Below are 23,862 nucleotides of genomic sequence, written 5' to 3'. Positions count from 1 at the left end.
CCTATTAGATACTTGCAACTACAGGCGCTTCTTTCGGGTCGGTGTCCAGCTGCCGTCCCGGATTCGTTCCGCCGACCCGACCAGCTCGGCCCGCTCCGGGTGCTCGCCGAACATGAACTCCAGCGGTAGCGCCGAGCCGGTCCGTTCCATCACCGCGGCGCTCGTCGAGGTGGCCACCGGCCCGCTCGGGTTGTGCAGCGAGACCTCGGCGCCGTGCCGCGCGGCCGAGGTGGCCAGCGCGAACGCCCTCGACGGGCCACCCGCGTGCTTGATGTCCGGCAACACCACGTCCAACGCCCCGGCACGCAACGCCGGCACCGCCTCGGCTATCGAGTCGAGCCGCTCACCACCGGCCAGAGGACAGCCGACGACCTCCCGGATCCGGGCCAGCCGGTCGACCCGGTGCAGTTCGGCTGCGTCCTCCAGCCAGGTCAGGTCGAGCTCGGCCAGCGCGGGCAGGATCGTGTCCAGCTCGCCGTCGTCGAGCAGCTCGTGCACGTCGACCATGAGCCCGACCGAACCGCCGATCTCGGCACGTACCGCTCGCGCGCAGTCCAGCCCGGCCCGCGCCCGGTCCGCGCCGGTCAGACCGTCGAACGGCGCGAGCTTGACCCAGCCGAACCCGTCGGCGACCGCGCGGCGCGCCAGCTCGGCGAACCCGTCCGGGGTGCGGGTCACCGTGGCACGGTTGATGTTCGCGTAGAGCCGCACGGGCCCGCTCGCCCGCCACCCGTCGGCCTCGACCGCGGTCAGCACCCCGCCGGCCACCGTTCGCCTGCCGAACCGGTCGGCGGCACCGACCCACCTGTCCAGTCGCTCGGCCACCTCGGCCAACGGCACCGAGACCAGCAGCGACGCGAGCTCGTCGACCCAGCCGGCGACCGAGGGAAGCGAGCCGGCGTCGGAGCACTCACCCCGGCGGACGGTCCCGTCGGTCGTGGTCAGCGAGAGCAGCAACCAGGTGGTGCGCGCCGACACCCGGACCGGGTCCAGCTTGAGAAAGCGGACTAACGGCGGCTCCATCAGCGCGGCACCCCGAGCGGCACCGGCTCCCAGCCGACCGGGTCCTCGTAGTAGCTGGTCAGCACGGTCGACGCGGCGGCGGTGACCAACGGGTGACGGCCCAGCCCGGACGGCACGATCGTCTCCGGGTCGGCCTGGTCCCCGACGATCCGCGCCGCGGCGGCCCGGACATCGGACAGATGGGCGGGCACGGCGAGCAGTCCACCGCCGACGACGACCCGCGAGGGCGACAGCAACGTCATCACCTGCCCGATCGCCGAGCCGACCAGCGCCGCCCTGCCGCGCAGCAGGTCGTCGGCGACCCTGCCCCGCCAGGTCCGGTCGCGCTGCGCGGTCTCGGCCAGCTCGGGAAGTCCCCGGTCCTCGTGGAGCACACCGGCCAGCCGGGCGTGCGCGAGCACCGACCGGTCGGTGGCGACCTCACCGATCCGCAGGTGGCCGTTCGGCCCGGGCACCACCAGCTCGGCGAACGACCCGGCACGCACCCGCCCGTCGATCGCGAGCCCCAGCTCCAGCACGTTGCCGACGAACAGGTAGGCGATGTCGGACTCGGTGCGGGCCGCGCCGAACAGCAGCTCGGCGCGCGTCTCGGTCAGCACGTGGCTGTCCACCAGGATCGGGCGGTCGACGAGCTGCGCCAGTTGCTCACGCAGTGCCACGTCACGCCAGCCGAGCAGGTCGTTGCGCAGGACCACGCCGCTCTCGGCATCGACCTGACCCCCGGTCGTCGCCCCGATCCCGATCACCGGTCCCGGAGCGGATCCGACCAGCTCACGCACCATCTCGGCGGCGGCGACGATCAGCTCCTCGGGCGCACCGGGATCGCGCCGGTGCACGAGCTGCTCGACGTAACGGCCGCGCAGGTCGGTCAGCCCGGCGGTGGTGTGTCGCAGCCCGAAATGCACGCCGACCGCGTACCGCGCGTCGCCGACCAGGTCCAGCGGGGTGCGGGGACGGCCGCTGGACGCTCCGCGCGCGGCGAGCTCGGTGATCAGTCCGGCGTCCAGCAGCGGCGCGGTGATCCGGGTGACCGAACCCTGCGTCAGCTCGAGGCACGTGGCCAGCTCGGCACGGGACATCGGCTCGCCGAGCAGCAGCCGCAGCACCGCCGCGCTGTTCGTGCTGCGCGCCTGCACCGGTCGCGCCCCCCTGATCAGACCCCGTGAGTGAGTTGGGCTGTCCGGGCAGCCGAACTCACTCACGGGTGCCACCGGCCTGTTCGAGCTCCTTGCCGGTCGTCGCCAACCAGGGTGAGCCCACCACGATCAACACGCAGAGCAGGTAGGCGCAGGCATAGAAGAACACGGTAGTCAGGCCGAAGCGGGCCAACAGCGTCGGCACCAGCACGACGTTGAGCGCGATCGCCAGCCGCGTCATGCACTGCGCGACACCCGAGCCCAGACCGCGCACCGCGGTCGGGAACGCCTCGACGCTCCACACCCAGGACAGCACACCCGGGCCGAACCAGGTCAGCAGCGAGTAGCAGACGAAGAACCCGACCAGCGCCGCCGTGGAGGTCGGGCCGAGCACGGCGATGCCCACGCCGGCCGCGAACACGCCGAGACACGTCCAGATGCCCATCGTCCGCCGGTTGACGCGGTCGATGATCACCGAGCCGCCGAGCACCGCGAGCAGCCCGACGACGAATCCGGCGAGAGAGAACAGCAGGGTGTTCTGTCGGCCGATCCCGGTGCTGTCCAGCACCAGCGGCCCGGCGACCGTGGCCACCGCGCCGCCGAAGGCCTGCAGCGCGAAGAACCCGGTCACCGCGAGCAGCCGGCGACCGGTCCGTCCGGTCAGCAGGTCCCGGTAGCGCCCCGCCTCCGGCCGGCGTTCCTCGGCAACCGATGGGGCCAGCTCCAGCATGGCGAACACCCGGCGCGCTTCGTCCTCGCGCCCGCGAGACTGCAGCCAGCGCGGCGACTCCGGCAGGAACTGCCTGGCCAGCAGGACCATCGCGGCCGGGATCGCGGCCAGTCCGAAGAGCCACCGCCAGGTCTCCTCCCCGGTCAGCGGACCGAGCAGCAGCGCGAGGATCACCGAGGCGATCGCGCCGGACAGCCACATCATGTTCGGCAGGCTGCCCGCCACCCGACCGCGCCTGCTGTCCGGTGAGATCTCGGCGAGGAAGGCGTGCGAGGTCGGGATGTCCATACCGACCGCGACACCGATCACGAACCGCGCCACCATGAGCTGCCAGAAGTTCGTCGCGAACGCGGCGGCGACGGAGGCGAACACGAAGAACACCAGGTTGATCATGAAGATGACCCGGCGACCGAACCGGTCGGACAGGTCGCCGAACACGACGAGCCCCAGCGCGGTCCCGATGAACGCACTCGCGCTGACCAGCCCGACCTGCGCGGCGCTGAGCCCGAAGTAGGGTTTGAGGAACAACATCGCGGCGCCGATGACCAGCAGGTCGTAGCCGTCGATGAACTCGCCGAACGCGACGATGCGTCTGGTCCAGTTCTTGGCGAAGCTGGCCCGGGCCGGTGAGTTGCGTGCCTCGGTCGACGACATGGGACCCCCGATTACTTGTCACTGGCAAGTGAAAACCGATGATCAGCCGACCGCAACCGCTGGACTCCCCGGACCCGCTAGCGGCGCGCCCATCGCACGGGCGTCCGGGCCTCGTCCCGCACTGTCGCCAGCTCCAGCTCCCTGCCGGTGGTGGCGAGCCACGGTGACGCCGCGACCAGCGCGACACACACCAGGTACGCGCACGCGTAGAACAGCACGGTGGTCAGACCGAAATGCGGCAGCAGCAGGGGCACGAGCACGACGTTGAGCGCGATCGCCAGCCGCGTGACGCACTGCGCGATACCCGACCCGAGTCCACGCAGCTGAGTGGGGAACGCCTCGACACTCCACACCCAGGACAGCACACCAGGGCCGAGCCAGGTCAGCATCGAGTAGAGCACGAAGTAGAGCACCAGCACCGACGGCGACTGCCGCCCGACCGTCGCGATGCCCAACCCCGCGATGAACACTCCGAGACAGGTCCAGATACCCATCGCCCTGCGGTTGACCCGGTCGATGATCATCGCGCCGCCGAGAACCGCGAACATGCCGACGACGAACCCGGCCAGCGAGAAGACCAGGATGTTCTGCCTGCCCAGGCCGGTGCTGTCCAGCACGATCGGCCCCGCCACCGTGGCTATCGCGCCACCGAAGGACTGCAGTGCGAAGAACGCGGTGACCACCAGCAGCCTGCGCAGCATCGGCCCGCGCAGCAGGTCCCGGTAGCGCCTGCTCAGCGGCTCCTGCGCCCGCCCCTTGGCGCTCGGCGGTTCGAGCTCGAGCAGGCTGAAGATCTGCTGCGCCTCTTGCCCCCGTCCGTGCGCGAGCAACCAGCGCGGCGACTCCGGCAGCATGTGCCGCATCACCAGCACGCACACCGCTGGCACCGAGGCGAGCCCGAACAGCCACCGCCAGGTCTCGTCGCCGAACACCGGACCGAGGGAGAGAGCGAGCACGACCGACACCGTGGCGCCGGCCAGCCACATCATGTTCGGCAGGCTGCCCGCCACCCGGCCACGCCTGCTCCTCGGCGCGATCTCGGCGAGGAACGCGTGCGAGGTCGGGATGTCCATACCGACCGCGACGCCGATCAGGAACCGCACCACCATGAGCTGCCAGAAGTTCGTCGCGAACGCGGCGGCGATCGAGGTGAACACGAAGCACACCAGGTTGATGATGAATATGACGCGTCGTCCGAATCTGTCGGACAGATCGCCGAACACCACCAGGCCGAATGCGGCGCCGATGAACGCAATCGCACTGACCCAGCCGACCTGAGCGGCACTGAGCCCGAAATACGGCTTGAGGAACAGCATGGCGGCACCGATGACCAGCAGGTCGTAGCCGTCCATGAACTCACCGAGCGAGACGACCCGCTGCGTCCAGCTCCTGGCGAAACGTGCGCCGGAGGCGGTCAGGCCAGCAGAGTGCCGCGACGAACCCATGCGGGATCGCTCTCCTCTCCCCCGACGTCGATACCGGCTGCCTTCCCCTGCGGCCGACGACCAACATCGCCTGAAGTGCTATAACGTATGTAATCCCTCGAAAAGGGTATTCCCTACACCTCAGTCTTGATCAGTAACGACTTTGTCACAAGAGACAAAACCTCCTGTTCAATGTGTCTTAAGGCTCACAGTGCTCACCTGGCAACACGGGTATCTCCAGCACCAACGAGCTGGTGCGGACGGCGAGCACGGAGGCGGGCCAACCACGCGTCGAAGACGGTCGTTCACCCACAGATCAGGACACTCAGCCGCGCCACACCCGAGCGCGACTCATTCCGCCGATGCTCCACCACGCGAAGGATCAAGGTGTCGCGCGGACCGAGTGGGTCGACCCCGTGACTCATTGATGGGCGAGGTGGAGGCTGTTCTCCCAAGCGTCTTCGCCGCCTGTTCTATCAGGAACCTCTAGGCGGGCTTCTTAGCCTCACTTTAGTTCACCGTTCGAATCAACCCCCGCGTCGGAGCCGGCGAGAGACGCCGAACACTCGGGGTGACCGCGTCACGCGGAGCCGTCGAGCGCTCCGCGGCGCCGGGATCGTCCGGTTTATCCGGACAAGTCGCCGATATAAGTACCACTATGGTGTGAATCACCGGGTCGAGCTCAGGTCTACCTCAGACGCTGCCGCACTGCGCTCGGAACCGTGGCCAACCGTCCCATCCGCCACACCGGTTCACCCACATCGGCCACTCTGACGGTCGTCGTGTCGCACTTGCCGTAACTCCGCGTCACGAACAGTCGACGTAATGCCCCGTGGTCGCGCCGATTCACCGAACCCGCAGTTCAGCGCGGTCGCCCCACACCCGGCACTCGGCCATTCTCCCAATCGTCGGCGCATCTGCGACTGCACATGCATGGCAGTAGACGCCGATCGCGCACCGGCCGCCACGTGCGGTGCGAGGTATCCGCCGTGACTGTCGGCCGACCCGGCGCGCACAACGGTCAGGGCCCTGTCGATCAGGTCGGAGGGTGCCGATCGAGACCGCGAGAGCCCGGCTTTAGTTCAGATCGACGATTGCGTCCCTCGTCTTGGCATGGTGATATAACGGCGAAGCATCCGAACTGGAAGATTCCCTAGGAACAGCCACCGAAACGCCCGACCCATCACGCAGAGCAAGTGCGTCGGCCCCATCGTCGCGTCCGTGACCGGGAGTGCGTTCGCCCAGTTCAGCGGTGACGTTCAGTGTTCGGAGCAGTGATTGAGTGCACCTTGACATGAATTGAACCGTTTGAACAGACTGCACGCAAAACTTGCCCGGCCGAACCACATGGAGCGCCCCCGCAGCGTTCGATGGCAGCCCTGCCCCTCCAGGAAGGACCGCGGACATGCGAGTCGGACTACCGACCACGGATGAGCTCCAGCCGAGCGGCAAGCACAGGCTGAGGAGCAACTCCCTGTCCACCGGGGGGATCGTTTTCCTGGTGGTCTCCGCCGCCGCTCCGCTGTCCATCCTGTCCGGCTTCGGACCACTCGCGATCTCCGTGGGTGGCGTCGGCGCGCCGGTCAGCTATCTCGTGGCCGGCGTCGTTCTGTCGATCTTCGCGGTGGGCTTCACGAAGATGACCAGACACGTCAAGGGCGCGGGCGCGTTCTACGCCTACATCGCGCGGGGCATGGGGTCCCCGATGGGACTCGCCGCAGCGGTGCTGGCGCTGGTCAGTTACAACGCGTTACAGATCAGCCTCTATGGATTACTGTCCGTGCAAGTTCATGACACACTGCTCGGTTTCGGCCTGGAAGTGCCGTGGCCGTTCATCGCGATCGCCGCGATCGTCCTGGTCTGGGCACTGGGCTACCGGGGCGTCAACGTCGGCGCGAAGGTCCTCGCCGTGCTGCTGACCGCCGAGACCTCGATCCTGCTGCTGATGGCGTTCGGCGTGGTGGCACACGGCGGAGCGCACGGCCTCGACACCGCGTCGTTCACCCCGCACGCCATCTTCACCCCCGGCGTCGGCGCCGCACTGTGCTTCGGATTCGCCGCGTTCATCGGTTTCGAGTCCACCGCGCTGTACCGCAAGGAGGCCCGCGACCCGGCGCGCACCATCCCCAGGGCCACCTACATCGCGGTCGGCGGCATGGCGCTGGTCTACGGGTTCATCATGTGGACCGCGATCCAGGCCTTCGGCAGCGCCAACGCGGTGCAGACCGCCTCGTCGAACACCACCGAGATGTTCTACATCGTGGTCCAGAAGTACGTGGGTTCCTGGGCCTCGGACGCCATGCACCTGCTGATCATCACCAGCATCTATGCCGCGCAGCTGGCCTTCCACAACGCGATCAACCGCTACATCTACGCGCTGTCCGAGGACCGGGTCCTGCCCGGCTGGATGGGCGCGGTGCACCCCCGGTTGCACTCGCCCTACCGCGCCGGTCAGTGCCAGAGCCTGCTCGCGCTGCTGGTGGTCGTGGTGTTCGCGGTGTTCAAGCTGGACCCGTACAACAACCTGGTGCTGTGGGTGAACAGCCCCGCCGTCGTCGGTCTGATGGCGCTGCAGGCCCTCACCGCGGCGGCCGTGGTCATCTTCTTCGTCCGCAACAAGCTGGCCAACACCTCATGGCTGACCGTGCCGGCCGCCGTGACGGCCACGATCCTGCTGACCGGCGCGACCCTGCTGCTGGTCCGCAACATCAACCTGATCACCCACGCCGGCCCGACGATCAACGCCATCCTGGTCGCCATCACGCCGGCGAGTCTCATCCTCGGCGTGCTGCTGGCCTGGCGGCTGCGTGCGCTGCGACCTGACGTCTACGCCACGGTCGGCCACGACGTCGACGAGCTCCGCCAGCCCGTGCACCGCCTCGCCGTGCACCGACGGCGGATCGCACCCGGAGCCGCCTGAATGGCCCACGAACCCCCAGCGGCAGGTAGCTGATCGGCCGGCATCCGCTGCTCGGCACCCCGCCGATGCCGGCCGATCACCACCACGCTGTTCCCCTTGCTCGTCCCGGAAGGACGCCGAACCCATGAACATTGAGGCCGTATACCGTATGGAGGCGAGGTGAGCGCACCCATCGAGCTGGTCACCGCCCCGCCCTCGGTCCGGACCCTGATGCCCGCCGAATGGCGACCACACACCCGCACCTGGATGGAGTTCCCGGTCGCCAGCGCCATCTACGGCGACGACGACTCCCCCGCGCTCAACCAGGCACGCCGGGCATGGTCCGCGGTCGCCAACACCCTCGCCGGGTACGAGGCCGTCGCGATGCTGACACCTGTCGAGCACTTCGGCCTCGCCCGCCAGATGCTGGTCCCCGGGGTCAAGCTGTGTCCCGCCCGTCCGCAGAGCGCCTGGCTGCGTGAGTCCGGGCCGACCTTCGTGCACACCGAGCACTTCTCGATGCGCGCCGTGAACTGGCGGTTCAACGGCTGGGGCTCGGAACGCTGGCTGAACTGGGACACCGAGAAGCAGGTCGCGGCCGACGTCGCCCGCACCGCCGGAGTCCCGACGTACGAGTCACCGCTGGTGCTCGAGGGCGGCTCGATCCAGGTCGACGGCGAAGGCACCGTCCTGCTCACCGACACCGTGCAGCTCGACCCGCACCGCAACCCCGGCTGGACCCGTGCCCAGGTCGAAGCCGAGGTGCACGCCAAGCTCGGAACGACCAAGGCCATCTGGCTGCCCCGGGGGCTGGCCAGCCAGAACCCGGTCACGACGACCGGCGGACAGATCGACATGGTCGCGGCGTTCGTCCGGCCCGGTGTCGTCCTCGTCCACAACCAGTCGGACCCCGGCCATCCCGACTACGCGGTCTGCCGCGAGGTCGCCGAGGTGCTCAGCGACTCGACCGACGCACGAGGACGACGCCTGTCGGTCGTACAGATGCCGGCGCCCCGGCGCACCCGCGAGTCGGCCCACCTGCCCAGCGGGTACTCCTACGTCAACCACTACGTGGCCAACGGCGTCGTACTGGTCGGGGTGTTCGACGACGAGCACGACAGCCTCGCCATCGAGATCCTGCGCCGCGTCTACCGGGGGCGGGAGATCGTCGCCCTGGACGCGCGTGACCTGTTCGCCTTCGGCGGCGGAATCCACACGGTCACCCTGCAACAACCCGCCCCCCTGCGAGTACGCGCCTCGAGCGCCGAACGCCACCTCCTCAGAGGAGCCCGCCCCTCGTGAGTGGCAAGGGTGTCTACCCCGGAGGGGCGCCGCAGGCGTAGGCGCTCGGAGCACTCACGACAGGTTTTTCGTCGTGAGTGATCCGGGCGCCTATAGGCGCCCTTGCCACTCACGAGTCGACGGCGAAGCCGAGATGCCTTGGAGCCGGGCACGGGCTAAGCCGGGTACGACGGCCGTGGTCCCGACCGCGTGCACCGAGTGCACGGCCTCGGGGTCCTCGTGAGTGCTGAGGCCGCCTATAGCCGCTCTGCGCCCCTTCGGGGTAGACGGCCTCATCACTCACGAGGGGTTTAGGGCTGCTACTGCTGCGACTATTTCCGCGTTGTCGGACTGGAGTTGGCGCAGCCAGGCCACGTCGTTCAGGGGGTACTGGTTGATCAGCAGCAGGGTTTGCTCGGTGTTCGCCACGTCCGCGTAGGCCTCGGCGATCGCGTCGTGGATTCGTACCAGCATCGTGCGCTTCGCGTCGTCGCTGGACAGCTCGGGCGCCTCCAGGAATCCGACCGGACGCACTGACTTCGCGCCCAGCTCGTCGCAGAGCTCACCGTCCTGGGCGATGTTCTCGGCGGGCGTCTCGCGCAGGAAGATGCGCGTGTCCGGGAAGTGGTAGGCCCCGTCGATCGCCTCGGTGATCGTCCTCATCATCTTCTGCTTGGCCTCACGGTGGACCCCGGTCGGGACCTCGAGCATCAACAGCGGCATGTCTGCCTCCACGTTTCGATTGGTAGTCGTACTATACAACTAGCTAGTCGGAAAAAACAACTGCAAACTCTGAGAAACCTACATCTGCTGGTAGACTGGGTGCATGGCAGGCAAGCGCAAGTACGACGACGGGTGCGCGGTGTCCCACGGGCTCGATCTGGTCGGCGAGCGGTGGGCCCTGCTGATCGTCAGGGAGCTGTTGCTCGGCCCCAAGCGGTTCACCGACCTGCGCGGCGGACTGCCCGGCGCGAGTGCCGACATGCTCACCCAGCGGCTGCGCGAGCTGGTCGAGAGCGGCGTCGTCGAGCACCGCAAGCTGGCGCCACCGAGCGGGGCGTGGGTGTACGAGCTGACCGAGTGGGGCGCGGAGCTGGAGCCGCTGGTCACCCTGCTCGGACGATGGGGCAGCCGATCACCGGGCATGCGCGGCGACGCTCCCCTCGGTGTCGATTCACTCGTACTGTCGCTGCGGGCGCTGTTCGACCCCCGCTCGGCGGGCGGGTTCGAGGCGACGATCGGGTTGCGACTCGGTGAGCACGAGTTCCGGGTGCGCATCGAGCACGGAACGATCGCGCTGAGCAGGGCGGAACTCTCAGGCAGCGCTGTGAGACTGGACACCGATGTCCAGACACTGTCCGCGCTGCTGCGCGCACAGCGAGTGCTCGACGAGGCGATTCACGCCGGTGACCTGGTACTGACCGGCGACCGCGCGGTCGCCGAACGGTTCCTCCGGCTGTTCCCGCTGCCGACACCGGCAGGCAGCGGGGCCACCCTGCGGGGATGATCGGTGCCATGACCGCGCCACCCGTGCTGAACATCGTCGACGTCGATTTCGTCCGGGACGGACGGGCGATCCTCGCCGGCATCGGGCTCACCGTCGCCGCCGGCCAGCACTGGGCACTGCTCGGCAGCAACGGCGCCGGCAAGAGCACCCTGCTCAGCATGTGCGGGGCGATCGCCCACCCGACGCGGGGCACCGTCGAGGTGCTCGGCTACCGGCTGGGCCGGGTCGACATGCGCCAGCTGCGCGGCTGGATCGGACACGTCGACCCCCGCCAGCCGCTGGATGCGCGACTCAACGTGGAACAGGCCGTGCTGACCGGCGTCACCGGCTCCAACGGCTGGGTGCCCCGGTGGAAGCCGACCGAGACGGCGCTGCGCAGGGCCGATGACCTGATGGAGCTGCTCGGCGTCGCCGCGCTGCGCAACTCCACGCTGGCCACGCTGTCGCAGGGTGAGCGGGGCCGCATGCTGGTCGCCCGCGCGCTCATGCCGGAGCCGCACCTGCTGCTGCTCGACGAGCCGAGCACCGGTCTCGACCTCGCCGCGCGCGAACGGCTGCTGACCTCGCTGGACACACTGCGCGCCGAACATCCGCGGCTGGCCAGCGTCCTGGTCACCCACCACCTGGAGGAGCTGCCGGCGAGCACGACGCACGCGATGCTGCTGCGCCACGGGGAGGCGATCCACGCCGGACCCGTCGACGACGTCCTGACCAGCGAGAACGTCAGCGCGTGCTTCGAGCACCCAGTCCTGATCAAGCGGTCGCTGCGCCGCTGGACCGCGCAGGCCCAGCCGGTCGACCACGCCGATCTGCCCGACTGGCAGGCCGACGACCCGAACCCGCTACATCGCTGAGCAGCCAACCGATAGCGTTCACCGGGTGCCGGACTCTGGAACACGCGCCTGTGCGACCCGAGACACGCCCGGATGGGCGCTGGCGTTACCCCGCAAGCGGATGGCGACGACGGTGCTGTTCACCGACGGCGAGGGGCGACTGCTGCTCGTCGACCCGACGTACAAGCCGGACTGGGAACTGCCCGGCGGGATGATCGAGGACGGCGAGTCGCCGTGGCTCGCGGGGCGCCGCGAGGTCGCCGAGGAGCTCGGCATCGACCGCCCGCCGGGTGCGCTGCTCGCGGTCGACTACGTGACCGCGGCCGACGTGCTCCCGGACGGCGTGATCATCGTGTTCGACGGCGGGATGCTCGATCCCGCGCAACCGCTGAGCCTGCCGCCCGACGAGCTGGGCGCGGCCACGTTCGTCGAGCTGCACCGGCTCGAGGAGTACCTGCCGGCCCGTCACGCACGGCGAGCGCGAGCCGCGCTCGCGGCGCGCGCCACCGGTTGCGCCGTCTACCTGGAGGACGGCCACCCGATCAAGCCGTGAGTGCCGCTGCCGCCCAGAGGCGGCCGCGGCACTCACGAGTTCTGATCAGCAGGGGGCCGGGCTGGGCGCGTGGCCCAGCCAGTACAGGGTCGCCGCGAGCACGTACAGGGTCGGGATCAGCACGACGGTGGCCGGGCCGAACACCAGCGCCAGACCGGCCAGCGCGAGACCCGCCGCGCCGCCGAACATGCCGGCGCGCAACGCGTAGCCGAGCAGCCCGTCCCAGCCGGTGGTGCCGTTGAGCCAGGCCCATGCCCACGCCATACCGCCGATGACCGCGGCGAGCCCGAGGCACGCGAGCACGGCGGCGAGCGGCAGCATCGCGGCCGTCGCCGGCACCAGGACGATCCCGGCCAGCACGGTGGCGGTGTCGCGCGCCCGGTGTGTTCGAGGGGCTTCCAGCTCCTGCTCCCGGCCGCAGGGACAACGGGTATGCATCGCCGAGCCGTCGCGGGAGATCAGCTCGTAGACCTCGGCCTCCGGCCAGCCGCAGGAGGGGCAGTTGCGGGAGCTCTCGTTGTCCATGGCTCCAGCCTGACTCGCAAACACCAGCACGTCCATTTCACGTTTCTGAACAGCAACGTATAATTCTGCTACATGATCGACTTACGCCGTCTGCACGTACTGCGTGTCGTTGACCAGCTGGGCACCATTACGGCCGCGGCGGGTTCCCTGCATCTCACTCCTTCGGCCGTATCCCAGCAGCTCCGTTCACTGTCCGGTGAGCTCGCCGTGCCACTGCTCGAACCGGACGGCAGACGGGTCCGGCTGACCCCGGCCGCGCACGCCCTGCTCGGCCACGCCGACGACCTCGCCGCGCGCTGGGAGACCGCGCGCGGCGAGCTGGGCAGCTACGCCGCCCAGACCGGCGGCACGCTGCGCATCGGTGGCTTCTCGTCGGTGATCCGGTCGTTGATCATCCCGGCGTATCGGTGGCTTGACCGCGAGGACCCGTTGTTGCAGGTCAAGCTCCTGGAAGTGGAGACGGCGGAAGCCTACGAGCGGCTACTGGCCGGCGACGTGGACATCGCCATCACGCTGCCGAACCTGGGCGGCCCGACCGCCGACGACCCCCGGTTCGAGCAGGAGCCGCTGCACGACGAACCCCAGGACCTGCTGCTCCCGCTGGACCATCCGCTGGCCGCCCGCGCCGAGATCGCGCTGGAGGAGGTCGCGCACGACGACTGGGTGCTGCCCGAGCCGCACAGCTGTGACCAGTACGACCTGACCGCGGTGGCGTGCGCCACGGCGGGTTTCACTCCGAAGGTCGCGCACAACGCGAAGGACTGGGCCGCTACGTTCGCGATGGTCGCGCACGGTCTCGGCGTCTGCATGAAACCCCGTCAGATCCCGGTCGGCGAGCACCTGGACGTGGCGCAGATCCCACTGTGCGAGCCGGTCCCGCGCCGTCGACTGCTGACCGCGACGCGTAGGGGCAGCCGCGCGCAACGCCCGATCGCTCAGGGACTGACGGCCCTGCACGCGGCCGTGTCACAGCTCGTGAGTGCGTAGAGCTGCCAGGGCAGCCCTACGCACTCACGGGTTGATCAGTGGTTTCGACAGACGTAGACGAGTGCGGGAGGCAGGTTGCGCCACACCGTGTGACTGGGGACCACCTCGTCGAAGTGATCGTCGAGCAGCGTACGGAAGCGGCGGGCACCGGCCAGTCCGGTCGCGTGCCGGTAGGCGAAGGTGCTGAACACCGCGTCCTTCGACATCGTGCGGCACACCTCCCGCAGGATCCGCCTCTGCAGCGGCTCACCGAACAGCGACCACGGCAGGCCACTGACCACGGCGTTCACCGTCTCCGCGCCGGCCTCGGTGATCAAGGTGTGCAGGTCTGCGGCGTCGCCGTGCAGCACCTGCATGCCGGGGTGACTCTCCCGCAGGTGGCTCGCCAGCTCGGCGTCGATCTCCACCGCCAGGTGCCTGCCGTCGGCGGGCATCCGCTTCTGGATCGCGGTGCTGACCGCGCCGGTGCCGGCACCGAGCTCGACCACGGTGGGCGCTCCGGTGCTGGGCACGATCTCGGCCAACACGCGACACAGGCTCGGGGAGCTCGGTGCGACCGCACCCACGGTGCCCGGTCGGCGCAACGCGGCGGCCACGAAGACCGGCAGGCGCAGCGCGCGTGATGGCGTCGTCATAACGCTAGTGTGCTGGATCGAGTGCTGATGGCTGTCCTTTCGGGCCTGTTCCGCGCGGAGTTTTTCCGTGACCACCCCACTCGCTTCGCTTCGGGGGTACTCCCAGAAAAACAAGCCTCCTTCGTCGGCCGAGCGCGCGCATGTCGGAACCCTGAGAGCCGCCCTGGTGGTCGGGGAAGTTGTTACGGACATTCACTACGCCGGCCTTCGCCGGAACTCCTTCGGAGACTCGCGGAGCCAGCTTAGCCGTGGTCCTGTCTACTCGCCCGCGAGTCGGGCACCTCAGCACCGCGAGTCGGGCACCTCAGCACCGCGAGTCGGGGGTTTCAGCACCGCGAGTCGGGGGTTTCAGCACCGCGAGTCGGGGTTTTCGGCAGGGGCGGTGGTCAGGCTGATACCTCGGCCCGAGCGTCGTCCCTCGCCTGGTCTTCCGTGGCGGGGCGACCGAAGACCAGCCCGGTCGCTCCCAATACGGCCAGCGCCAACGCGATCGCCGCGGTCGCGGTGTAGGTGTCGGGATGGATCAACGGCTGGCCACGCAGGGCTTGCCAGGTAACCAGGGCAACGAGGCCCGCGTAGCCACTGGCTGCGATGATGACCAGCTTTGCGCGAACCTCGAGTGGCCTCAGCCTCGCCACCCTGGTTGCCAGCACGCCGAGCAGCATCACCAGCAGTGGCAGCGCCTGCAACGCGTGCATGCCGACGAAGTGCGGAATGCGCAGGTCACCACCGGTGGTGCTCCAACCGGTCAGCGGCATTCCGGGTCCGCCGTCGGAGACACCGACGCTGTGCGCGCCGATCATCCGGTCGAACTCGCCGACCCGGTGCGGCTGAGCCCGCGGCGGCGTCGTCATCAGCGCGCCGAGGCCGAGCCCGACCAGTGAGATCGCCGCACCCAGCCGGACCGCCCACCGGCTGGCCGGGTCGGCGATCGGCGCACGCATCACCAGCGCGGTCAGCACGAGCGTCCCGACCCACAGCGTGACGATCGTGACGGCCATGACCGACCACAGCGTCGCGTCCAGCGGGGTCGAGTTGTTGAAGTGGCTCGGCCTGCCGCGCGCCACCTGGCCGACGATCACCACGGACTCGACGACCATGCAGGCGAGGATCCCGTTGCCGACCCAGTACGCGGTCCGCCGACCCCTGGTCAGCAGCCCGTGCATCCAGGACCACGTCACGCAGTACAGGGCCATCGAGATCGCGAACTTCAGCGGCTTCATCCAGATCGGCGCCCCCAGCAGCACCCGGTCGTCCACGACGAGCCCGATGACACATCCCACCGAGCACACCGCCATGAACCCGGCGAACCGCAGCATCGGCCGGTGCCATCCAGCAGTCCTGTCCATGATCACTCCTATTGGATAGTCACACTATCTGTTTTGGAAAGCTAGACTATCCATTCACTGGAGTCCAGTCCTGTCACCGACCTCCCCGCCGGAAGGGGCCACGTTCATGCGGATGGCCGAGTTGAGCGCCGAGTCCGGCGTTCCGGTCGCGACGATCAAGTACTACCTGCGCGAAGGTCTGCTGCCGCCCGGCGAGCGCACCAGCCCCAACCAGGCGCGATACGGCAAGGAGCACATCCAGCGGCTGAAGCTGGTGCGCGCACTGCTCGACGTCGGCGGGCTGTCCGTCGCGAAGGTCCGCGACGTGCTGGACGGCATCGACCAGCACGACGACCTGCATCAGGTCCTCGGTGTCACCCAGCACGGACTGGCACTGCGGCAGATCCAGGTCGACGAGAGCAACACCGAGTCCGCGATGGCGCGCCTCGAACAGGTCGCCGCCGAGCGCGGCTGGACGCTCAAGGCGGACAACCCGGTCGTCGAGGCCACGGTCAACACCCTGGGCGCGTTCATCGAGCTGGGTCGCACCGAGCTGGTCGACCGGCTCAGCGAGTACGCGAAGCTCGCCGACCAGATGGCCGAGCTGGACCTCGACACCGTGTACGCGCTCGACGACCCGCAGACCATCGTCGAGGCCGCCGTCGTCGGCACCGTGCTGGGCGACACTCTGTTCGCCGCACTGCGCCGCCTGGCCCAGGAACGAGCCTCAGCCGCCCGCTTCCGCTCGTGAGTGTTGAGTGTGGCTATAGCCATACTCAACACTCACGAGGTCACGCGGCGCAGGTGGGTGGCTGTGCGCGAGTCGGTGGCGTGCACCAGGTCCGCCGGAGTGCCCTGGAAGATCACCCGGCCGCCGTGGCGTCCCGGGCCGGGACCGAGGTCGATCACGTGGTCGGCGCGCGCGATGACGTCCAGGTTGTGCTCGATGACCACGACCGTCGCGCCGCCGTCGACCAGCCGGTCGAGCAGGTCGAGCAGCCGGTGCACGTCGCCGGGGTGCAGACCGGTCGTCGGCTCGTCGAACACGTAGACCCCGCCGGGCCGCAGCAGCTCGACGGCCAGCTTCAGCCGCTGCCGTTCACCGCCGGACAGCGTGGTGAGTGGCTGCCCGAGCGTCAGGTACCCGAGTCCGACGTCGACGAGCCCGCGCAGCACCGGCTCGATGCGTCGCCGGCCGGCGAACAGTTCGGTCGCCTCGCCCGCGCTCAGCGACAGCACCTGACCGATGTCGTGGCCCCGGTACCGATGACTCAGCGCCTCCTCGGTGAACCGACGGCCGTCGCACCGCTCGCACACGCTGACCATCGGGTCGAGGAACGCCAGGTCCGTGTAGGTCACGCCGAGCCCGTGGCAGTCCGGGCAGCCGCCCCCGGAGTTCGGGCTGAACAGCGTCGCGTCGGCACCCGACGCGGCGGCGAACAGCGCGCGGATCGGATCGAGGATGCCGGTCCAGGTCGCCGGCATCGACCGCCGCGAGCCGCGGATCGAACCCTGGTCCAGCAGCACCGCGTCCGGGCAGACCTGAGGCACGAAACCGTGGATGAGCGTGCTCTTGCCGGACCCGGCGACGCCCGTGACGACGGTGAGCACTCCGCGCGGGATGTCGATGTCCACGTCGTGCAGGTTGTGTCTGGTCGCGCCCCGAATCTCGATCGCGGCCTGCTCGGACCGCCGTGGCTCGCGCTTCAACTCGGTGCGTGTGCGGAGGTACACACCTGTCGCGGTGTCGGTCCGGCGCAAGCCCTCGACGTCCCCCGAGTAGCCCAGCTCTCCGCCGTCGACGCCGGCCATCGGACCGATGTCGATCACGTGGTCGGCCACCTCGATGACGTCCGGATCGTGCTCGACGACCAGTACCGTGTTGCCCTTGTCCCGCAGCTCGGCCAGCAGCGCGGTCAGCTGCGCCACGTCGCTCGGATGCAGCCCGACGCTCGGCTCGTCGAACACGTAGATCATGTCGACGAGACTGCTTCCCAGATGACGCACCATCTTCACCCGCTGCGACTCGCCACCGGACAGCGATGACGTCGCCCGGTCCATGCTCAGGTAACCAAGCCCGATGTCGACGAGCCGCTGTAGCTGCGCACGCAGACCGGCGAGCACCGGTTCGCAGCCCGGCGCGTCGATCCCGCGGACGAACTTCGCCAGTTCGTCGGCCTCCAGCGCGGCGCACTCGGCGATCGAGCGGCCCTCGATACGTGCCGACCGCGCCGCCGCGTTGAGCCGCGTGCCGGCACAGTCCGGGCAGCGCCCCCGGGTCACGACCCGTTCGAACTCCCGCCTGGTCCGACCGGTCAGCGCCTCGACGTCCTTGGGCAGCCAGATCCGCTCGAACCGGGGCAGCAGCCCCTCGTAGGTCTGGGTCCGGTTGGCATCCGGCGGCACGTCGGTGCCGTGCAGTAGCGCCGCCCATTCCCGCCGGCCGTAGTCGCGCAGCGGCTTGTCCAGGTCGAACTGGCCGCTGTCGGCGTAGATCCGCCAGGTCCAGCCGCCCACCTGGAACGTCGGAAACCGGATCGCGCCCTCATTCAACGACCGGTCCCTGTCCACCAGCTGCTCGACGTCGATGGTGCTCACCGTGCCGAGCCCGGAGCAGCGCGGACACATGCCTGCCGGATCGTTGAACGAGAACGCCGTCGACTCACCGACATGAGGCTGTGCCGCACGCGACCACAGCAACCGCAGGAGCGAGTAGATGTCGGTGACCGTGCCGACGGTCGAACGGACACCACCGCCGAGCCGCTTCTGGTCCACGACGATGGCCGCCGACAGGTTCTCGATGCCGTCGACGTCGGGCTGCCCGTAGTGCGGCATCCGGTTACGGACGAACGCCGTGTACGTCTCGTTGAGCTGACGCTGCGACTCGGCCGCGACGGTGTCGAACACCAGCGACGACTTGCCGGAACCGGACACCCCGGTGACCACGGTGAGCTGACGTTTCGGGATGTCGACGTCGATGCCCTTGAGATTGTGTTCCCTGGCTCCGGTGATCCGTATGAACTCCATGGCGGCGACGCTACGAGTAGATGTGGCCAGATTTTGGCCGCGATCACGCGCATACTGGGCCCATGACTCGCAACGGCCCGAGCGAGCGGATGCTGCGGCTGCTGTCGCTGCTGCAGACCGGACGCTCGTGGCCGGGGACCGAGCTCGCCGAGCGGGTGGGCACCTCGCCGCGCACCCTGCGCCGCGACGTCGACCGGCTGCGCGAGCTCGGCTATCCGGTGCGATCAGCGCCCGGGCCCGGCGGGAGCTACCGACTGGTCGCCGGGCGGGCGATGCCGCCGCTGCTGTTCACCGACGACGAGGCGGTGGCCACGGTGATCGGGCTGCGGTTCGCCGCGCTGACGATCCTCGACGAGGGCGGCGGAGCCACCGACGGCGCGTTGCGCAAGCTGGAGCAGGTGCTGCCGCCTCGGCTGCGGCGGCGGACCCAGGCGATGCTGGCCACCCTGGACGCCACGGCGCGCGGGACCCCGGTCGCGCTGGGGCTGCTCGACCGGCTCGGCTCCGCCGCGCACGCCTGCGAGGACGTCCGGTTCCGCTACACCAGCCGCGCCGGCACGGCGACCGAACGGCACGTCGAGCCCTACCGGCAGGTGCTTCTCGGCAGGCGCTGGTACCTGCTCGGCTGGGACCTGGACCGGCGTGACTGGCGCACGTTCCGGCTGGACCGGATCACCGAGCTGGACGTGCCGGGCAGCAGGTTCGCGCCACGGCCGCTGCCCGCGGACGGCGCGGCGAGCTTCGTCCAGGCGAGCGCGCTGGTTCCGGTCAGCCGGCACCGCGGTGTGGTGCGTTTTGAGGCGCCGCTGTCGGTGGTGTCCGAACGGTTGACCGCCGAGGGCGGCACCCTGGAGGCCGTCGACGAGGACACGTGCCGTTACACCACCGGCGTCGACTCGTGGGAGTGGCTGAGCATCACACTCGCCATGGTCGGCGTCCCGTACACCGTCGAGGGCCCGCCGGAGCTGATGGACCACACCCGAACGCTGGCGGCCCGCCTGACCGCCGCCACCCCCGAAGAATCCCCTGCCTCCCCCTGACAAACCCCCCGACTCACGCCGCAGGATCCAGCGACTCGCCCTGGCGGATTCTCCCGACTCGCACTGCACAACCCAGCAACTCGCGCGACAGAATCCAGCAACTCGCGCTGCAGAATCCAGCGACTCGCACCGCGGAATCTCCCGACTCGCGCTGACGAGTCTCGCGACCCGCCCTGACATAGTCCCCGACTCGTGGGCGTGAAGGCGCGCCGCCCTGCGAGTCGCGGAGCCGGCCCCCGCGAGTCGCTGGATTGCGCGCCGCGAGTCGGGAGATTGTGCAGCGCGAGTCGCTGGATTGTGCGGCGCGAGTCGGGAGATTCCGCCGCGCGGGTTGGGGGATTGTGTGGCGCGGGTTGGGGGATTGTGTGGCGCGGGTTGGGGATTTCGGCGGGGCTTGTCCGGGGCGGGGGGTGTGCTGGTCAGTCGATGGGGTCTTCGGTTGGGCGGGCCGGGCGGGTGGCTCCGATGAAGTCCTTGCGGTGGATCGGGCCGACCTTGATGACCTCGCCGGTCTGCGGGGCGTTGATCATCTGCGTGCTGGACACCGCGAGCCCGACGTGCGTGATCGAGCGCGGGCCGCTGCCGAAGAACACCAGGTCGCCTGCCTGGATCTGCTGGTTCCGCGACAGCCTGGGACCGGCGTTGTACTGGGTCTGCGCCGTGCGGGGCAGGTGGACGCCCGCCGCCGCGAAGGCCGCGGTGGTCAGCCCGGAGCAGTCGAAACCGCCGTCCTCGGCGCCGTTGCCGCCCCACACGTAGTCCTTGCCCAGCTGCGCCCGGGCGAACGCGAGCGCGGTCGCCGCGCCCGGACGCACGAGCGGCGCTCGAACGGACGCGCTCATGATGCAGATGACCTCGTCCGCGTCGGCGTCGTCGACCGCCGTCTGGAACCGCGTCGCGTCGCTCACCTGCCGGGTGCAGGCCGGCAAGGGCCGCGAGACGGCGTCACCGGTCGTCTCGGTGCCGGTGACCGGCTCGGCGTCGACCATCGACGACAGATCCGGCACCGCGGCGCTCTCGTCGGTGGTCACCGAGTCCTCGTCGGAGGTCTTCGGCGTGCCGGCGCGGTGTCCGGCCGAGGTGACGGGCGGTTCCGGCGACGCCGACACCGCTTCCCGCCGGGGACCGAACAGGCCGCTCAGTGTGACGACGAGAACGACGACCGCGGTGAGCGCCACACCGATCAGCACCGCGGTACGGGTCAGATCCCTCGGCGCGGGCGCCAGCGGGGCACCACCCCGGTATCCAGCCGTCCTCATGGCCGTCATCGGACACCGGGTGGCGCCCGCTCCGTGGCCGGACCACGGATAACGAGTGCGATCGCGAACGGTTCAGGCGACCAGCGGGTTGAACCGCGAGTACTCCGGCTCGCTCCAGTGCAGCCCGCTGGCCCGCTCGGTCCGCCTCACCCGGATCGGGGTGAACCGCACCCGCCGCTCCTCGTCGCCCCACTCGACGACCGCTGTGCCACTGAGCTGCAGGGTCGTGCCGCCGGCCCAGTCGATGAACAGCAGCCCCGCGGCAGGCTCCTGTTCCAGGTTGCCCAGCGTCATCATCATCGCGTTGCCCCGATAGTCCGGCCAGCTCACCGACCCGTCGTCGGCCACCCGGACGAACCCTGGGTTGCCGCCCCGATGTGAGGCGTCGGTGTCGCCCGTCGCGGACTTCGTGGCGACGAAGAAGGTGTCCGCCCGTTCGATCATCGCGCGGTCCGCCGCGCTGAGCGAACCGGCCACCGTCACGTCCGGCGCGGTGCTCTCGGCGTCGGACGACACCAGATCACGCCGCTGGATGTACTTCGGGCAGTTCGAGTAGACCTGCTCGATGCGGATCCGCAGGCCCTCGGGCGTCGGCTCGCCGGTCCCGTTCACCCGCATGCGCCTGCGGGTGGCCGGGTCGACCGCGATGGACCCGAGCGGTCCACCGTGACAGACGACGGCTGCCAGCGGATCGCTGTCCAGCGGCCGCGCCGCGATGTCCAGTACGTCGACACCCCCGACGACACCCGCGCGCAGGAACCCCGGCGCCCCGGTGAGCAGTGAGCTCCAGACCAGGCCGTCGGCGTCGGTGCCGGCCAGCACCAGCATCGGACGCGTCAGCAGGAACTCGGCGGCTGCCCTGGGCACCTCGGTGCCGATGATCCCGGCGACCCGCTCGGCGTCGCCCCGCAAACCCGCCTTGCGCTGCGCGGCAAGTTCCCCTGGGTGGTACACGCTGCTCATCGGTCGATCCTCTCTAGAAGAAACCGCAGGTAGGTGCTTCGCCGGACGGCGCGTCGCCGGCGTCGGCGACGCCAGAGGTGGCGAAGACCTCCAGCCGGATGCCGTCCGGGTCGGTGAAGAACACGCCGCCGGAGTCGCCGCCCTCGCTGTGCGGGACGACGCCGTCGTAGTGGAAGTCGGCGCCGAGACCGCGCAGCGTCTGTTCGACGGCACGTACCTGGTCGATCGAGTCGACCTCGAACGACAGGTGGTGCAGCCCCGGTGAGGCTGTCTCGAACCGCCCGGTGGACTGCTTCCACAGGGTGATCAGCAGTGCGCCGTCACGGCCGAGGAAGGCCCACTCGCGGTCACCGTCGCGGCCCTCGCTGAACACGTCCAGACCGAGGACCTCCCGGTAGAAGGCGACCGACCGGGCGAGATCGGTGACGTTCAGCCCGACGTGCCCCGTCTTGAGCGCGGTGGGTGCAACCGTTGTCATAGAATCCTCCTGCGATCGATCTAACCGATAAAAATATTCATACAAGTTAGTTTCCTACCTGTCAACGCCGAGTGAGGGGTTAGACTGTGGCCATGGAGTTCGAACGTCCCCTACGCGGCGAGCCGATGGGCCTGGACCTGCTCAACACGGTCTGGATGAGCAAAGGCGCGCCGAAGGACCAGCTGGAGTCACTCGACGGCGTCCAGGCCTGGCTCGACGAGCTCGCGATCGCCCAGCCGGCGACCGAGCAGACCCGACGCGCGCTCGTCACCGCCCGCGAAGCGATCCGGGCACACGTCGACGACCCCGCGTCCGAGTCCGCTCGCCGCACGCTCAACGAGGTGCTCGCCTGGGGCCATCACCAGCCGACGCTCACCCCCGACGGGCCCGGCACCACCGACGAGATCCACGACCCCGCGCAACGCCCCGGCTGGCTGGCCGCCGTGAGCTACCTGCAGCTACTCGCCAAGGACGCCAGCCGGGTGCGGCGCTGCGCACACCCCGACTGCGTCCTGCACTTCTACGACACCAGCCCCAAACGCGGCCGCCGCTGGTGCTCGATGGCGGCCTGCGGCAACCGCGCCAAGGCCGCGCGCCACTACGCTCGGGCTTCCGGCCGGCCCCCGCGCGCAACGGTCCCGGCGGACCACTCCGTTCGCTAGCGCTCTCTCCGGGCGCCACCGGGACCGTTCGAGGCGGCTCGCCTGGCGGCTCGCTGCCTCGGGATTTTCCCTCGCGGACCCCCTTCGGGGGCCCACTCGGGAAAACGCCGTCGACTTCGTCGCCGGCCGCGCGTCTGTCTGGTTGCGTTCTGCTTCGCCTGGTGCGTTTTTTGCAGTGCTTCGCACTGAACCCCTTCGGGAGACTCGCGGAGCGGGCTTTGGGCTTTGGGAGCTTTGGGAGGGGCACACTGGGTGTATGGGCTCTGTGGGCGGGTTCCTGTCGGTGTTCAGGAGCCATCAACGTGAACTGGTGTGCGGCTACTGCGCATCGGTGATGGCGTTGATCGACCTGCGCCCGTTCCGCCACCCCCGGGTCACCCACGTCAACGGCGCCACAGTGCTGCCGATGGGCGAGGGCATGGCGCGGCGCGTCACCCAGACCCGCCTGGCATCGGCGCGCGAGGTCCAGGCCGACCCGCTGTTCGTCCGCGACCCCGACCTGCCGTGCTTCATCGAACACTCCGAACGCCAGCTCGACTACCTGGCCCGCCAGGGCGGCGAACCGGTCTACGAACTGCTGTGCACCGACTGCGGCGCCAACTACCTGCGCTCGATGCCCCACCTGAGCGCCCAGGTCCGCAGGTCCGCGACCAGCAGGGTAACTGTCTCCTAGGGCCTGTTCCGCGCGGAGTTTTTCTGTGACCACCCCCTCGCTTCGCTTCGGGGGTACTCCCAGAAAAACAAACCTCGTTCCTCGGTTGAGCGCGCGTTTGTCGTTCCCTTGAGAGCCGCCGCTCGGCTCGGGAGCGTGGGTGCGGACATTCAGTGCGCCGGCCTTCGCCGGAACTCCTTCGGAGACTTGCGGAGCCGGCTTCGCTGTGGCTGGGTTGGCAGTCGCAGGCAGTCTTGGATTACTTC

The 23,862-nt window shown here is 69.4% G+C and carries 22 protein-coding genes; 10 read left to right on the top strand and 12 right to left on the bottom strand.

Going from position 1 to position 23,862, the window contains the following annotated elements:
- Window positions 1-18: 18 nt before the first annotated feature.
- From G406_RS0138360 to G406_RS54985, 4 genes are all read right to left on the bottom strand, one after another.
- Window positions 19-1,023: an enolase C-terminal domain-like protein gene (locus G406_RS0138360; protein WP_028937962.1), complete on the bottom strand. Its 1,005-nt coding sequence runs from the start codon at window positions 1,021-1,023 to the stop codon at window positions 19-21.
- The gene (locus G406_RS54990) at window positions 1,023-2,159 is read right to left on the bottom strand and encodes an ROK family protein (RefSeq protein WP_051343241.1); all 1,137 of its coding nucleotides are present in this window, start codon (window positions 2,157-2,159) and stop codon (window positions 1,023-1,025) included. The genes G406_RS0138360 and G406_RS54990 overlap by 1 nt, the downstream gene beginning before the upstream one ends.
- 58 nt (window positions 2,160-2,217) lie before the next feature.
- Window positions 2,218-3,543: an MFS transporter gene (locus G406_RS0138350; RefSeq protein ID WP_028937961.1), complete on the bottom strand. Its 1,326-nt coding sequence runs from the start codon at window positions 3,541-3,543 to the stop codon at window positions 2,218-2,220.
- Between the two features lie 77 nt (window positions 3,544-3,620).
- Window positions 3,621-4,988, bottom strand: coding sequence for an MFS transporter (locus G406_RS54985; protein WP_064743155.1), 1,368 nt, complete (start codon window positions 4,986-4,988; stop codon window positions 3,621-3,623).
- Between the two features lie 1,384 nt (window positions 4,989-6,372).
- On the opposite strand from G406_RS54985, the gene G406_RS52445 reads away from it, so the two are divergent.
- Window positions 6,373-7,887 (top strand): APC family permease, encoded by a 1,515-nt coding sequence (locus G406_RS52445; protein WP_064743154.1) that lies wholly within the window; start codon window positions 6,373-6,375, stop codon window positions 7,885-7,887.
- 159 nt (window positions 7,888-8,046) lie between these two features.
- Complete coding sequence (locus G406_RS52440) at window positions 8,047-9,168, top strand: agmatine deiminase family protein (protein WP_211241390.1); 1,122 nt, start codon at window positions 8,047-8,049, stop codon at window positions 9,166-9,168.
- Between the two features lie 279 nt (window positions 9,169-9,447).
- On the opposite strand, the gene G406_RS0138330 is transcribed toward G406_RS52440, so the two are convergent.
- The gene (locus G406_RS0138330) at window positions 9,448-9,870 is read right to left on the bottom strand and encodes a tautomerase family protein (RefSeq protein ID WP_028937960.1); all 423 of its coding nucleotides are present in this window, start codon (window positions 9,868-9,870) and stop codon (window positions 9,448-9,450) included.
- Between the two features lie 103 nt (window positions 9,871-9,973).
- Between G406_RS0138330 and G406_RS0138325 the strand changes: the two genes are divergently transcribed.
- Genes G406_RS0138325 through G406_RS0138315 form a run of 3 tightly spaced genes read left to right on the top strand, consistent with a single transcriptional unit; the run spans window position 9,974 to window position 12,040 of the window.
- Window positions 9,974-10,654, top strand: a complete 681-nt coding sequence (locus G406_RS0138325) for a winged helix-turn-helix transcriptional regulator (RefSeq protein WP_028937959.1) — start codon at window positions 9,974-9,976, stop codon at window positions 10,652-10,654.
- An 8-nt stretch (window positions 10,655-10,662) separates the two neighbouring features.
- A complete protein-coding gene (locus tag G406_RS52435; RefSeq protein ID WP_051343271.1) occupies window positions 10,663-11,508 on the top strand; it encodes an ABC transporter ATP-binding protein in 846 nt (281 codons plus the stop codon).
- 25 nt (window positions 11,509-11,533) lie between these two features.
- Window positions 11,534-12,040 carry an NUDIX domain-containing protein gene (locus G406_RS0138315; RefSeq protein ID WP_211241388.1) on the top strand — a complete coding sequence of 169 codons (507 nt, stop codon included), beginning with the start codon at window positions 11,534-11,536 and terminating at the stop codon, window positions 12,038-12,040.
- A gap of 45 nt (window positions 12,041-12,085) precedes the next feature.
- Here G406_RS0138315 and G406_RS0138310 read toward each other — a convergent pair whose 3' ends face one another.
- Window positions 12,086-12,565, bottom strand: a complete 480-nt coding sequence (locus tag G406_RS0138310) for a hypothetical protein (protein ID WP_028937957.1) — start codon at window positions 12,563-12,565, stop codon at window positions 12,086-12,088.
- A gap of 72 nt (window positions 12,566-12,637) precedes the next feature.
- Here G406_RS0138310 and G406_RS0138305 point away from each other — a divergent pair, with 72 nt between their 5' ends.
- Window positions 12,638-13,552 carry a LysR family transcriptional regulator gene (locus tag G406_RS0138305; RefSeq protein ID WP_028937956.1) on the top strand — a complete coding sequence of 305 codons (915 nt, stop codon included), beginning with the start codon at window positions 12,638-12,640 and terminating at the stop codon, window positions 13,550-13,552.
- A 35-nt stretch (window positions 13,553-13,587) separates the two neighbouring features.
- Here the strand turns inward: G406_RS0138305 and G406_RS0138300 are convergent, their stop codons facing one another.
- Both G406_RS0138300 and G406_RS52430 read right to left on the bottom strand, forming a co-directional pair.
- Window positions 13,588-14,187, bottom strand: a complete 600-nt coding sequence (locus G406_RS0138300) for a class I SAM-dependent methyltransferase (protein ID WP_037080724.1) — start codon at window positions 14,185-14,187, stop codon at window positions 13,588-13,590.
- Between the two features lie 386 nt (window positions 14,188-14,573).
- Window positions 14,574-15,536 carry a hypothetical protein gene (locus G406_RS52430; protein WP_051343270.1) on the bottom strand — a complete coding sequence of 321 codons (963 nt, stop codon included), beginning with the start codon at window positions 15,534-15,536 and terminating at the stop codon, window positions 14,574-14,576.
- A 112-nt stretch (window positions 15,537-15,648) separates the two neighbouring features.
- Here G406_RS52430 and G406_RS0138290 point away from each other — a divergent pair, with 112 nt between their 5' ends.
- Window positions 15,649-16,266, top strand: a complete 618-nt coding sequence (locus tag G406_RS0138290; protein WP_028937954.1) for a MerR family transcriptional regulator — start codon at window positions 15,649-15,651, stop codon at window positions 16,264-16,266.
- A gap of 32 nt (window positions 16,267-16,298) precedes the next feature.
- On the opposite strand, the gene G406_RS0138285 is transcribed toward G406_RS0138290, so the two are convergent.
- Complete coding sequence (locus G406_RS0138285; protein ID WP_028937953.1) at window positions 16,299-18,542, bottom strand: ATP-binding cassette domain-containing protein; 2,244 nt, start codon at window positions 18,540-18,542, stop codon at window positions 16,299-16,301.
- Window positions 18,543-18,604: 62 nt separating this feature from the next.
- On the opposite strand from G406_RS0138285, the gene G406_RS0138280 reads away from it, so the two are divergent.
- On the top strand, window positions 18,605-19,582 hold the full coding sequence (locus G406_RS0138280) for a helix-turn-helix transcriptional regulator (RefSeq protein ID WP_245607363.1): 978 nt from the start codon (window positions 18,605-18,607) through the stop codon (window positions 19,580-19,582).
- A 419-nt stretch (window positions 19,583-20,001) separates the two neighbouring features.
- Here G406_RS0138280 and G406_RS54980 read toward each other — a convergent pair whose 3' ends face one another.
- The 3 genes from G406_RS54980 to G406_RS0138265 all read right to left on the bottom strand — a co-directional run bounded on the left by G406_RS54980 (window position 20,002) and on the right by G406_RS0138265 (window position 22,282).
- Window positions 20,002-20,841, bottom strand: coding sequence for a C40 family peptidase (locus tag G406_RS54980; RefSeq protein WP_245607362.1), 840 nt, complete (start codon window positions 20,839-20,841; stop codon window positions 20,002-20,004).
- Window positions 20,842-20,913: 72 nt separating this feature from the next.
- Entirely contained in the window at window positions 20,914-21,804 is an 891-nt protein-coding gene (locus G406_RS0138270) for a pyridoxamine 5'-phosphate oxidase family protein (RefSeq protein ID WP_028937951.1), read from the bottom strand.
- A 13-nt stretch (window positions 21,805-21,817) separates the two neighbouring features.
- A complete protein-coding gene (locus tag G406_RS0138265) occupies window positions 21,818-22,282 on the bottom strand; it encodes a VOC family protein (RefSeq protein ID WP_028937950.1) in 465 nt (154 codons plus the stop codon).
- A 92-nt stretch (window positions 22,283-22,374) separates the two neighbouring features.
- Between G406_RS0138265 and G406_RS52420 the strand changes: the two genes are divergently transcribed.
- Window positions 22,375-22,944 (top strand): CGNR zinc finger domain-containing protein, encoded by a 570-nt coding sequence (locus G406_RS52420; protein WP_051343239.1) that lies wholly within the window; start codon window positions 22,375-22,377, stop codon window positions 22,942-22,944.
- 256 nt (window positions 22,945-23,200) lie between these two features.
- Window positions 23,201-23,617 carry a hypothetical protein gene (locus G406_RS0138255; RefSeq protein ID WP_156935370.1) on the top strand — a complete coding sequence of 139 codons (417 nt, stop codon included), beginning with the start codon at window positions 23,201-23,203 and terminating at the stop codon, window positions 23,615-23,617.
- Window positions 23,618-23,862 lie beyond the last annotated feature (245 nt).

Origin of the sequence: Actinospineispora spinosispora DSM 44797 (assembly GCF_000429025.1) — a bacterium.
Classification (GTDB): domain Bacteria; phylum Actinomycetota; class Actinomycetes; order Mycobacteriales; family Pseudonocardiaceae; genus Pseudonocardia; species Pseudonocardia spinosispora.
Note: the sequence above shows the minus strand (reverse complement) of the source record. Positions and strands in the feature narration are given on the sequence as shown.

What these genes read in the sequence shown, in the direction of transcription:
- G406_RS0138360 (WP_028937962.1), bottom strand. Translation starts at nt 1,023, where the DNA reads ATGGAGCCGCCGTTAGTCCGCTTTCTCAAGCTGGACCCGGTCCGGGTG.
- G406_RS0138350 (WP_028937961.1), bottom strand. Translation starts at nt 3,543, where the DNA reads ATGTCGTCGACCGAGGCACGCAACTCACCGGCCCGGGCCAGCTTCGCC.
- G406_RS54985 (WP_064743155.1), bottom strand. Translation starts at nt 4,988, where the DNA reads ATGGGTTCGTCGCGGCACTCTGCTGGCCTGACCGCCTCCGGCGCACGT.
- G406_RS52445 (WP_064743154.1), top strand. Translation starts at nt 6,373, where the DNA reads ATGCGAGTCGGACTACCGACCACGGATGAGCTCCAGCCGAGCGGCAAG.
- G406_RS0138330 (WP_028937960.1), bottom strand. Translation starts at nt 9,870, where the DNA reads ATGCCGCTGTTGATGCTCGAGGTCCCGACCGGGGTCCACCGTGAGGCC.
- G406_RS0138325 (WP_028937959.1), top strand. Translation starts at nt 9,974, where the DNA reads ATGGCAGGCAAGCGCAAGTACGACGACGGGTGCGCGGTGTCCCACGGG.
- G406_RS52435 (WP_051343271.1), top strand. Translation starts at nt 10,663, where the DNA reads ATGACCGCGCCACCCGTGCTGAACATCGTCGACGTCGATTTCGTCCGG.
- G406_RS0138310 (WP_028937957.1), bottom strand. Translation starts at nt 12,565, where the DNA reads ATGGACAACGAGAGCTCCCGCAACTGCCCCTCCTGCGGCTGGCCGGAG.
- G406_RS0138305 (WP_028937956.1), top strand. Translation starts at nt 12,638, where the DNA reads ATGATCGACTTACGCCGTCTGCACGTACTGCGTGTCGTTGACCAGCTG.
- G406_RS0138300 (WP_037080724.1), bottom strand. Translation starts at nt 14,187, where the DNA reads ATGACGACGCCATCACGCGCGCTGCGCCTGCCGGTCTTCGTGGCCGCC.
- G406_RS52430 (WP_051343270.1), bottom strand. Translation starts at nt 15,536, where the DNA reads ATGGACAGGACTGCTGGATGGCACCGGCCGATGCTGCGGTTCGCCGGG.
- G406_RS0138290 (WP_028937954.1), top strand. Translation starts at nt 15,649, where the DNA reads ATGGCCGAGTTGAGCGCCGAGTCCGGCGTTCCGGTCGCGACGATCAAG.
- G406_RS0138285 (WP_028937953.1), bottom strand. Translation starts at nt 18,542, where the DNA reads ATGGAGTTCATACGGATCACCGGAGCCAGGGAACACAATCTCAAGGGC.
- G406_RS0138280 (WP_245607363.1), top strand. Translation starts at nt 18,605, where the DNA reads ATGACTCGCAACGGCCCGAGCGAGCGGATGCTGCGGCTGCTGTCGCTG.
- G406_RS54980 (WP_245607362.1), bottom strand. Translation starts at nt 20,841, where the DNA reads ATGAGGACGGCTGGATACCGGGGTGGTGCCCCGCTGGCGCCCGCGCCG.
- G406_RS0138270 (WP_028937951.1), bottom strand. Translation starts at nt 21,804, where the DNA reads ATGAGCAGCGTGTACCACCCAGGGGAACTTGCCGCGCAGCGCAAGGCG.
- G406_RS0138265 (WP_028937950.1), bottom strand. Translation starts at nt 22,282, where the DNA reads ATGACAACGGTTGCACCCACCGCGCTCAAGACGGGGCACGTCGGGCTG.
- G406_RS52420 (WP_051343239.1), top strand. Translation starts at nt 22,375, where the DNA reads ATGGAGTTCGAACGTCCCCTACGCGGCGAGCCGATGGGCCTGGACCTG.
- G406_RS0138255 (WP_156935370.1), top strand. Translation starts at nt 23,201, where the DNA reads ATGGGCTCTGTGGGCGGGTTCCTGTCGGTGTTCAGGAGCCATCAACGT.